7 protein-coding genes are annotated in these 10837 nt (G+C 65.5%); 6 read left to right on the top strand and 1 reads right to left on the bottom strand.

Annotated features, from left to right (window positions below; all coding sequences use genetic code 11):
- The 6 genes from HWV67_RS31295 to HWV67_RS31270 form a co-directional block, all read left to right on the top strand.
- The coding region (locus HWV67_RS31295; RefSeq protein ID WP_175654032.1) for a TonB-dependent receptor at positions 1-1991 on the top strand (1991 nt) is incomplete at its 5' end.
- Between the two features lie 325 nt (positions 1992-2316).
- Positions 2317-4731: a TonB-dependent receptor plug domain-containing protein gene (locus HWV67_RS31290; RefSeq protein WP_175654031.1), complete on the top strand. Its 2415-nt coding sequence runs from the start codon at positions 2317-2319 to the stop codon at positions 4729-4731.
- 53 nt (positions 4732-4784) lie between these two features.
- A complete protein-coding gene (locus tag HWV67_RS31285; RefSeq protein ID WP_175654030.1) occupies positions 4785-6413 on the top strand; it encodes an ABC transporter substrate-binding protein in 1629 nt (542 codons plus the stop codon).
- Positions 6410-7360 (top strand): ABC transporter permease, encoded by a 951-nt coding sequence (locus tag HWV67_RS31280; protein ID WP_175654029.1) that lies wholly within the window; start codon positions 6410-6412, stop codon positions 7358-7360. Before HWV67_RS31285 ends, HWV67_RS31280 begins: the two co-directional genes overlap by 4 nt.
- A 1-nt stretch (position 7361) precedes the next feature.
- On the top strand, positions 7362-8252 hold the full coding sequence (locus HWV67_RS31275) for an ABC transporter permease (RefSeq protein ID WP_175654028.1): 891 nt from the start codon (positions 7362-7364) through the stop codon (positions 8250-8252).
- The gene (locus tag HWV67_RS31270) at positions 8249-9865 is read left to right on the top strand and encodes a dipeptide ABC transporter ATP-binding protein (RefSeq protein WP_175654027.1); all 1617 of its coding nucleotides are present in this window, start codon (positions 8249-8251) and stop codon (positions 9863-9865) included. Before HWV67_RS31275 ends, HWV67_RS31270 begins: the two co-directional genes overlap by 4 nt.
- Positions 9866-9952: 87 nt before the next feature.
- Here the strand turns inward: HWV67_RS31270 and sodC are convergent, their stop codons facing one another.
- Complete coding sequence (gene sodC, locus HWV67_RS31265; RefSeq protein WP_175654026.1) at positions 9953-10480, bottom strand: superoxide dismutase family protein; 528 nt, start codon at positions 10478-10480, stop codon at positions 9953-9955.
- Positions 10481-10837 lie beyond the last annotated feature (357 nt).

The following is a 10837-nucleotide window of genomic DNA, read 5'->3' as shown; positions in this document are numbered from 1 at the left end:
AGGACAGTCCCCCCCACGAGAACCCCCGGCGCGCCCCACAGATCAATAACATCCGCGACCTCTCCGGGCGGGTGCCGAACCTGACCCTCAACCGCCAGTCGATCTCCTACAGCGCGCAGACCTACGGCATCCGTGGCATCGGCGAGACCGACCCGATCCAGGAAGCCGCGGTGGCGGTGTACGCCGACGACCTGTACATCCCGCGGGCGATTTCCTCGATGCTCGACTTCAACGACGTCGAGCGCGTCGAAGTCCTGCGCGGCCCGCAAGGCACCCTCTACGGGCGCAACAGCGCGGCCGGGGCGATCCGCGTGATCACCCGCGACCCGGACCAGAAAACCCGCGCCTTCGTCGAGCTGGGCGCGGGCAATTACGATGCGCGCAACGGCCGCCTGCTGGTCAGCGGCCCGTTGGTGGACGACACCCTGTTCGGCAGCTTCTCCGCCGTGCGCCTGAGCCGCGACGGCACCGTGCGCAACCGCACCCGGGACAAGGACGTGAACAACGTCGATATCCAGTCCTACCGCGGCAAGCTGCGCCTGGCTCCGGTGGATTCGCCGTGGGACACGCAACTGACCCTGGCCGGCACCTTCGACCGCGGCGACACCACCAGCTACACCCCGTTCGACCCAGCCAACGGCCACTTCGACAAGTTCAAGACCTACAGCAGCCTCGACCCGAAAAACCGCCTCGACCAGGGCAGCGCGGTGCTGCGCTCGATCTACCACATCGATGACCAGTTGAGCGCCAAGTCGGTCACGGCCTGGTCGACCTTCGACCAGCCGGTGGACTACGACAACTCCGGCGAGGCCAACAGCGGCAACGCCGCGCCGGTGCAGAACAACCTGATCCACTACAAACAGCGCTACGCCACCCAGGAGTTCCAGCTCAACGGCGAGTACGAGCGCTTCAACTTCACCCTCGGCGCCTTCCTGTACAAGGAACGCTTCCGCGCCGAACGCGACAGCCTGACCTATTCGGTCGCCGCCGACCGGGTCAACGCCAGCGGCCAGTACAGCACCACCGACACCGAAAGCTACGCGCTGTACGGCCAGGGCACCTACAAACTGACCTCGCGCCTGTCCGTCACCGGCGGCCTGCGCTACACCGCCGAGCACAAGAACTTCGAGTACAAGAACTACCGCATCACCACGGCGCGAGACATCACGGGCCTTAACTTCGAGGCTGAAACCAGCGAGAGCTGGGCCTCGTTCAGCCCGAAACTCGGCCTGGAATACGCCTGGACCGACAACCTGATCCAGTACGGTTACGTCGCCAAGGGCTTCAAGGCCGGCGGCTTCGACAACCGCGCGCCGACCCGCCTCGCCGCGTTGCAGGGCTTCGACCCGGAAAACGTCATCACCTACGAAACCGGGCTCAAGGGCGACTACCTCGACGGGCGTCTGCGCAGCAACATCGCGGTGTTCTACAACGACTACAAAGACCTGCAGACCAACGCCTGGGACCCGGCCATCAGCGCCAACCTGCGGACCAACGTCGGCAGCGCCCACAGCTATGGCGTGGAGCTGGAAAACACCGCCCTGCTCAGCCGCGACCTGACCGCTACGGTCAACCTCGGCTTCCTCAAGGCCCAGTACGACGACTTCAAGAACGCCGCCGGGCCGGGTGTCGATGCCGACGGCAACTGGATGGTCTTCGCACCGCGCTGGAACCTGGCGCTGGGACTGAACTGGACCGTTCCGGTGGACCTGCCGGGCGCGCTGGTGGCCGGCACCGACTGGCAGTTCCAGACCAAGTCGTTCGCCAACGCGGTCAATGGCGAGATCTATGAAGTGCCGCAGCAGAGCTTCTGGAACGCCAACACCAGCTACAGCAGCGGCGACGGGCACTGGACCACCACCCTCGGGGTGAAAAACCTGCTCAACCGCGCGTACCCGCAGAGCATCGCGTATTCGGCGGCGAGCAGTACCGCGTATTACTCGGTTAACGATCCGCGGACGGTGACCTTGAGTGTGCGGTATGACCTCTGAGCAAGGCTGAAACCCTCTGCTGTATGAAACTGTGGGAGCTGGCACGTCGGGGCGCCGAACCGCAGCTCCCACAGTCGTTTTGTGACACCCCATAAAGCGCTGATGACCACTGCCAGACCACATCAATAATTTGCATATTAAAAATAAATAATAATTCCTAAAAAGAATAATATTCATATTCCAAAAAAGAATTTCCGCTGGCGTTCTTATAAAAATAAGATCAATCCCAGACGACCTCGTCCCTCCTTCAAAAACGACCAACGCCAGGCGATCCACCTGCACCCAGACCCCGGGCCAGTGCCACGCAGTAACGGACTATGCCCGCATGCACATATCCCGATACCCGCACCTCAGTACCCTCACTACCGCCCTGCTGTTCGCCGGTTTTGCGCCCGCAACCCAGGCCGCGGACAAAGACGCCCGCCTCGACACCGTGACGGTGATTTCCACCGGTGTCCGTGGCCAGGAACGTACCGTCGCCGACAGCCCGGCGCCGATCGATGTGATCAACAGCGAGCAACTGCTCAAGACCGGCCGCGCCGAGCTGTCCGAAGCCATTTCGCGGCTGCTGCCGTCGTTCAACTTCGGCACCAATATCGCCGGCTACAACTCGGTCACCCGGCCGCTGAGCAACCGCAGCCTGGGCCCGGCCTACACCCTGGTGCTGGTCAACGGCAAGCGCCGCCACAACGGCGCCGTCGGCCAGCGCGGCAATATCGACAACAGCGGCGCCAACGCGGTGGACATCGACCTGATCCCGGTCAGCGCCGTGGACCATATCGAAATCCTCAAGGACAGCGCCGCCGCCCAGTACGGCTCCGATGCCGTGGCCGGGGTGATCAATATCATCCTCAAGTCCAGCGCCTCCGGCGGGCATGTGGAGACCAGCTACGGCCAGCTCTATTCCGGCCAGGGCGAAACCATCAAGGTGGCCGGCGACCAGGGCTTCAAGCTCGGCGAAAGCGGCTTTGTGCACCTGTCCGCCGACGCCCGCAAACGCGGCGATGCCGCCTGGAACGGCAAGGCCGACAGCAGCGTGCGGGCCTTCCGCGACCCGGTGAAGGAAGCCGCCTGGGACCGCGTCGCGATCAAGAACGGCGACCCCGAGATCAAGGCGTTCAACGTTGCCTACAACGCCGAACTGCCGCTGGACGCGCTGACCCTCTACTCCTACGCCACCTACGGCGAACGCGACGCCGAGGCCTACAACTATTTCCGCCTGCCCACCGGCACCGCCGCCATCCCGGAGCTGTTCCCGGACGGCTACTACCCGCTGAACAACATCAAGGACCGCGACTACCAGTTCCTGTTCGGCGGCAAGGGCGAGCGTGCCGACTGGCACTGGGACCTGAGCACCACCTACGGGCGCAACAACATCCACCACTCCAGCGACTTCAACATCAACCCGTCGCTGGGCACCGCCACGCCCACCAGCTTCGACAACCTGGCGACCTTCCGCTTCGAGCAGTGGGTCAACAACTTCGACCTGACCCGCCGCTACGACAGCCTGTTCGGCCTGACCTCGCCGGTGCAGGTGTCGGCCGGCCTCGAACACCGCTGGGAACGCTTCAGCACCTTCGCCGGCGAACGCGAGGCGTACATCACCGGCAACTACCCGGCGGCCTCCGGCGCCCAGGCGGCGGTGACCCTGCGCCCGGAAGACGAAGTCAGCCTGATCCGCAACAACTACGCGGCCTACCTGGACCTCGGCTTCGACCTCACCGACCGCTGGTTCCTCGACCTGGCCGGGCGCGTCGAGCACTACGATGACGACTCGGGCAACACCTTCGGCCTCAAGCTCAACTCGCGTTATGAACTGACCGACAGCGTCGCCGTGCGCGGCACCGTCGGCACCGGCTTCCGCGCGCCGTCGCTGACCCAGATCGGCTACACCGTCGCCGACAACCGCGTTGCCACCGACGTCAACGGCAACGTGGTCCCGGCCGTCACCCGCCTGACCCCGTCCGACAGCGGCCTGGCCGCAGCCCTTGGCGGCGATGCGCTGAAGCCGGAGAAATCGCGCAACCTCGGCTTCGGCGTGACCTGGCAACCGGCACCGCGCACCAGCATTACCGCCGACGCCTACCTGATCGATATCGACGACCGCATCACCCTGACCAGCAACATCTATGACCAGGGCAACGGCGTCATCAACAGCATCCTGCAAAGCCAGGGCGTGACCCGCGGCACCTGGGTCAACTACTACACCAACGCCTACGACACCCGTACCAAGGGCCTGGATATCGTCGCCGACCACAGCACCGACTTCGGTGCCTGGGGCGATGTGCGCTGGAGCCTGGCGTTCAACTGGAACAAGACCAGCATCGAGGACGTGCGTGACACCCCCGCCTCCCTCGCCGGTTCCGGCGTGACCCTGGTGGGCCGTGACCGCGAAGGCGACCTGACCGTGGCCAGCCCGGAAACCAAGTGGATCCTCGGCGCCAACTGGAAGGTCAGCGACTTTGCGGTGAACCTGCAGACCACCCGCTTCGGCAGCGTGAAGACCCTGGCGGTCAACCCCAGCGGCGACCGCAGCTTCGGCGCCAAATGGATCACCGACCTGGACGTCGCCTACACCTTCTTCGATCAACTGACCCTCAGCGTCGGCGCCACCAACCTGTTCGACGTGCGCCCCGACAAGCACGCGGTGTACAGCCCGCTGGGCCTGGCGCCGTATGGCAACCCGCCGTTCCATCCGGGTGGCGGTTACTGGTACAGCAAAATCGCCTACGACTTCTGATCAGCCCGGCCGCGCCGCCGGGATGCGGCGCGGTCCTCAACGAGGAACCGCCCATGAGACTGCAACGAACCCTGGCCAGCGCGGCCATCCTGCTTGCCCTGGGCCTGACCCTGCCGGGCTGCTCGCCGTCGCAACCGGACGCCCAGGCGGCCAGCACCCTGAAGATCGCGTTCTTCAACGACAACACGCAGTTGGTCAGCATCGATCCGTTCCAGGTCTATTGGATCGAGCACCGCGTGGTGCTGCGCAACGTGGTCGAGTCGCTGACCGACCAGGACCCGCAGACCGGCAACATCATTCCGTGGCTCGCCGAGCGTTGGGAAGTCAGTCCGGACGCCCGCGAGTACACCTTCTACCTGCGCCAGGGCGTGACCTTCAGCAACGGCGAGGTCTTCGACGCCCAGGCGGTGAAGACCGCCTTCGACAGCAACAAGGCGTTCGCCGCCGAGCTGCCGAGCACCTTCGGCGCCACCTACCTGGCCGGCTACGACCACGCCGAGATCATCGACCCGCAAACCATCAAGCTGGTGCTGAGCAAGCCCAACGCGGGCTTTCTCCAGGCCACCTCCACCACCAACCTGTCGATCCTCGCGCCCGAGTCCTACCGCAAGAGCGTCAAGGAACGATCCCTCGGTGCGGTGATCGGCAGCGGCCCGTTCAAGCTCGACCACTACACTCCGGAAACCGGCCTGAAACTGGTCCGCCGCGAGGGCTACGCCTGGGCTTCGGCCAACGTGCAGAACAAGGGCGACGCGCACCTGTCCGCCATCGAAGTCAGCTATGTGCCGGAAGAAAGCGTGCGCAACGGTCTGTTCCTGCAAGGCAAGGTCGATATCGTCTGGCCGCGCGTGCCGTTCTCCGAAGTCGACCTGCAACTGCTGCAACGCAACAACGCCACCATCCAGAGCCGCTCGCTGCCGGGGCCGGCCTGGAACCTCTACCCCAACACGCGCGACAACCGCATCCTCGCCGACCACAGCGTGCGCCTGGCCCTGCAAAAAGCCATCGACCGCAAGAGCTACGCCAGCACCGTCTACAACGCCGCCTTCCCCGTGGTGGAAAGCGTGTACGACGTGACCACGCCGTTTTTCCGCAGCCAGGGCGAGAAACTGAGCTACGACCCGCAAGGCGCGGCGAAACTGCTGGACGGTGCTGGCTGGACCCTCGGCCCGGACAGCTACCGCTACAAGGACGGCAAGCGCCTGACCCTGGTCTACAGCCTGGCTGGCAAGGAAACCGCCGGGGACGTGCTGATCCAGGACCAACTGCGCAAAGTCGGTATCGAGGTCAAGCTCAAGGTCCAGACCATCGCCGAATGGGCCGCCGGCAACGCCGCCGGCACCTACGACCTGACCTACACCTACATGACCCGCGCCGACCCGATCGTGCTGCAGACCATTCTCGACCCGCGCTCGGCCAACAGCTCGACCCTGGCCACCAACACCTACGAACCCAGCGTATTACCGCTGGCCCAAGGGCTGTTCGACGCCGGCCTGACCGCCACCTCGCCGCAACAGCGCGCCGATGCCTACGGCCAGTTGCAAGACCTGCTGATCGACCAGGGCTCGGCCATTCCGGTGTACGAGCGGGTCTGGCAGGCGGCGACCTCCAAACGCGTGCAGAACTTCCGCTGGAGCGCCGAAGGTTTCGCCTTCCTCAATGACATCGAGGTCAAGCCATGAGCCGCTACCTGCTCGGCCGTATCGCCCAGGCCGCGCTGGTGCTCTGGGGCGCCTACACCATCACCTATTTCATTCTCTACCTGCTGCCGGGCGATCCGCTGAGCATCATGCTCAGCGCCTCGGGCATGGAAATCGATGCGCTGTCGCCCGAGCAACTGGCCAAGGCCCGCGCCTACTACGGCCTCGACCAGGGCCTGCTGGAGCGCTACGTCAGCCTGCTGCTGGGCGTATTGCAAGGCGATCTCGGCCAGTCGCTGACCCTCAGTCGCCCGGTCACCGAAATCCTCGCCGAGCGCCTGCCGCAAACCCTGGCCCTGGCCGGACTGGCGATCCTGCTGTCGCTGGTCGGCGGGATCGGCCTGGCCTACCTCGCCGCCTATGTGCGCTGGCAGCCGCTGAAGATCGCCCTCGCCCGCCTGCCGGCGCTGGGTTTTTCGGTGCCGGTGTTCTGGATGGGGCTGCTGCTGATCCAGGTCTTCGCCTTTGGCCTGGGCTGGTTCCCGGCCACCGGCAGCCTCGGCTTCGAAAGCCTGGTGCTGCCGGCCGTGACCCTGGCGATCCCCAGCGCTGCGGTCTACGCCCAGGTGCTGCAACGCGGCTTCCAGGACATCTGGCGCGAGCCTTACATCACCACCGCTTTCGCCAAGGGCCTGAGCCGCAGTCAGGTCCAGGCCCGCCACGGTTTTCGCAATGCCGCCCTGCCGCTGCTGACGCTGATTGGTTTGCAGGTCGGCAACACGGTGTCCGGCGCGGTGCTGGTGGAAACCATCTTCGCCCGCAACGGCGTCGGCCGGCTGGTCCAGGAAGCCGTGCTACGCCAGGACATTCCGCTGGTGCTGGGCGTGGTCACGGTGTCCGCCGCCGCTTTCGTGCTGGTCAACCTGCTGGTGGACCTGCTCTATCCGATCCTCGACCCGCGCATCACCCATGCGCCCAAGGTGACCTGAGATGACCGTCCTGCAACGTCGCTTCTCGACTGCCGTGCCAAGCCCTCACTGGCGCCCGCGCCATCGCCTGCAACGGCTGCTGGACCAGGCCGGGCCGCTGCTGCGCAGGCCCGGCTTCGTGCTGGCCCTGGCGCTGGTGCTGTTCACCCTGCTGGCGGCCGTGCTGCCCGGCCTGTTCACCAGCGTCGATCCCTACGCCACCCAACCCGCGGCGAAACTGCTGGCGCCCAGCGCCACGCACTGGTTCGGCACCGATGAACTGGGCCGCGACCTCTACACGCGGGTGCTCTACGGCTCACGGCTTTCGGTGCTGGCGGCCTTGCTAGCGGTGGGCCTGGCGCTGGTGGTCGGGCTCGGCCTGGGGATCGTCTCGGGCTTTATCGGCGGGCGCCTGGACGCGGTGATCATGCGGGTGGTCGATGTGCTGCTGGCCCTGCCCGGCCTGCTACTGGCCCTGGCAATCGTCACCGCGATCGGCTTCGGCACGGTGCCGGTGGCGATCGCCGTGGGCGTCGGGATCATTCCCGGCTTCGCCCGCACCACCCGCGCCGAGGTGCTGCGGATCAAGACCTTGCCTTATGTCGAAGCGGCGCGGCTGGGCGGCGCGAGCTGGGGCCGCACCCTGCTGCGCCATGTGCTGCCCAACGCCTGGGGGCCGGTGGCGGTGCTCGCCACCCTCGATGTCGGCGCGGCGATCCTCGCCACCGCAGGCCTCAGCTTCCTCGGCTTCGGCGCCGCACCGCCTGCGGCGGAATGGGGCACATTGATCGCCAACGGTCGCCACTTCCTGATCACTGCGCCGTGGGTGTCGCTGCTGCCGGGGCTGTTCCTGGTGCTGGTGGTGTTCAGCCTCAACCATATCGCCCGCACCTTCGAGGAGGTCAAACGATGAGCCGCCTGATCGACGTCAAGGACCTGCGGGTCAGCTACCACAGCGCCGGGCGCGTCACCGAAGCGGTGCGCGGGGTGAGTTTTCACCTGGAGCCGGGCGAAACCCTGGCCATCGTCGGCGAATCCGGCTCGGGCAAGACCACCATCGCCAGCGCCCTGCTCGGCTTGTTGCCGCTGACCGCGCGGATCGACGACGGCAACCTGGTGGTCAGCGGCCAGGACATCAGCCACGCCAGCGACAAGGTCAAGCAACAGTTGCGCGGCCGGGTGGTCGGCCTGGTGCCACAGGACCCGATGGTCAGCCTCAACCCGACCTTGAGCATCGGCAAGCAGATCGGCGAAAGCCTGATCCTGCGCCATGGCCGGCGTTATCCGGGGCTGGACGCCGATGTCCTGGAATTGCTGGAACAGGTGGGCATCGACAACCCTGCCCTGCGTGCCGTGCAGTATCCCCATGAACTTTCCGGCGGCATGCGCCAGCGCGTGCTGATCGCCATCGCCCTGGCCGGCGAGCCGAAGCTGATCATCGCCGACGAACCCACCAGCGCCCTCGACGTCACAGTGCAAAAACGCATCCTCGACCACCTGGAGCAACTGGTGAAAGCGCGGGGTATCGCCCTGGTGATCATCACTCACGACCTCGGCGTGGCCGCCGACCGCGCCGACCGGGTGCTGGTGATGAGGAACGGTGAAGTGGTGGAAACCGGCGCGGCGCGGGAGGTGCTGTCCGCCCCCAGCCACGCCTACACCCGCGACCTGCTGGCCGCCGCGCCGGCCTTCGGCAAAACCCATCGCCCCGTGCCGGTGGACATCCGCGGGGCGCAGCCGCTGCTCAGTTTCGAGGACGTCGGCAAAGACTTTCGCCTGCCCCGGCATGCCGGCGCGCAGCAGAGTTTCCAGGCCTTGCAGGGGCTGAGCCTGAATGTCTATCCACGGCAGACCCTGGCCATCGTCGGCGAATCCGGCTCGGGCAAAAGCACCAGCCTGCGCATCGCCCTCGGGCTGGATCACCCCAGCCGTGGCCGCGTGCGCTTTGACGGTCAAGACATCGGCGGCCTGAGCTGGAAACAGTTCAGGCCGCTGCGCCAGCGCATGCAACTGGTGCAGCAGAACCCCTTTGCCGCCCTGGACCCGCGGTTCAGCATTTACCAGAGCGTGGTCGAGCCGCTGGTGTCGTTCGGCCTGCTCAAGGGCCGTGAACTGGAACAGGCGGCGCGGCAACTGATGGACCAGGTGCAATTGCCCGCCAGCTACCTCGATCGTCTGCCGCGCGAGCTGTCGGGCGGCCAGCGTCAGCGCGTCGCCATCGCCCGCGCCCTGGCGCTCAAGCCGGATCTGTTGCTGCTGGATGAACCGGTGTCGGCGCTGGACGTCTCGGTGCAGGCGCAGATCCTCGACCTGCTGCGGGAACTGCAGGCAGAACTGGGTGTGGCGTATGTGCTGGTGTCCCATGACCTGGCGGTAGTCGCCAGCCTGGCCCATGAAGTGGTGGTGTTACGCCAGGGGCAGGTGGTGGAACAGGGGTCGGCGCAGGAGGTGCTGGAAAGGCCGCAGGACCGGTATACGCGGGAGTTGCTGGAGGCGGTGCCGGGAAGGAGGTTGGCGGTGGCTTGACTCAGGGCTTATCGCGCCGAACCGTCGCGATAAGCCAGCCACAAAAAATCCCGGCCAAAAGACCGGGATTCTTTATTCCAACAACCGTTACTTGATCACGCCACAAGCAAACCGCGCCGCGCCGCCACCCAGCGGCGCCGGATGATCCGAGTGGTTATCGCCACCGGCATGAATCATCAGCGCATGGCCTTTGAGCTCATCCAGATTCTTGATCTTCGGCGCCAGCAGCGGCTGCGCGGCCTTGCCGTCTGCGGTGACGATCAGTGCGGGCAGGTCGCCCTGGTGGCCGGCGTCATCCCACGGGAAGCTGTGCTTGCCGGTGTTTTTCGGGTCCCAGTGCCCACCCGCACCACCGGCCGGGACCGGCTTGCCGTCAATGTCGGCCGGCGCGCAGCTCGGGTTGGCATGAACGTGGAAGCCATGCACGCCCGGCGCCACGCCACTCAACTCCGGCGTGAACACCGCGCCATACGGGCTCTGGGTGATAGTGACGAACCCGACGCTCTTGCCTTCGCCCTGGGCGCTGGCTTCCTTGAGCTCGACCTTGAGGGAATCGGCGGCATTCACCGCGGCGCTGGCACACAGGGCAACAGACAGAGCAATCCACTTTTTCATGAGGCACGTTCCTTATTACAGAGAAAAATCGCTTTGGAGCTTAGTCAAAAGCGCTGCCGGGTTCGAATGAAAATCAACCGCAGCAACACCTTGATAACTATGGCCCCACCGGCCCGATTCAGTTCCCTGCGTCAAACGTCACAAAGAAGTCTTCACTTCCCGCTTACACTCATGCCAATCTGACATCACTCTCATCAACCAGGGACCGGTAATGAGCTTTTTCGATCGGCTGTTCACCTTCCGCCAACGGAAAACCCTCGCCCTTCATTGCCCGGATACCCCGCCCCCCGTTACTGGAGCGCGGTCGAGCACCCGCGCTCCTGTATCACCGACAGCACCTGCGTGCTGAATAACCCC

Source organism: Pseudomonas sp. Marseille-P9899, from assembly GCF_903166565.1.
Taxonomy (GTDB): Bacteria; Pseudomonadota; Gammaproteobacteria; order Pseudomonadales; family Pseudomonadaceae; genus Aquipseudomonas; species Aquipseudomonas huaxiensis.
The sequence above is the reverse complement of the archived record's forward strand: the minus strand, read 5'-3'. Positions and strand labels throughout refer to the sequence as shown.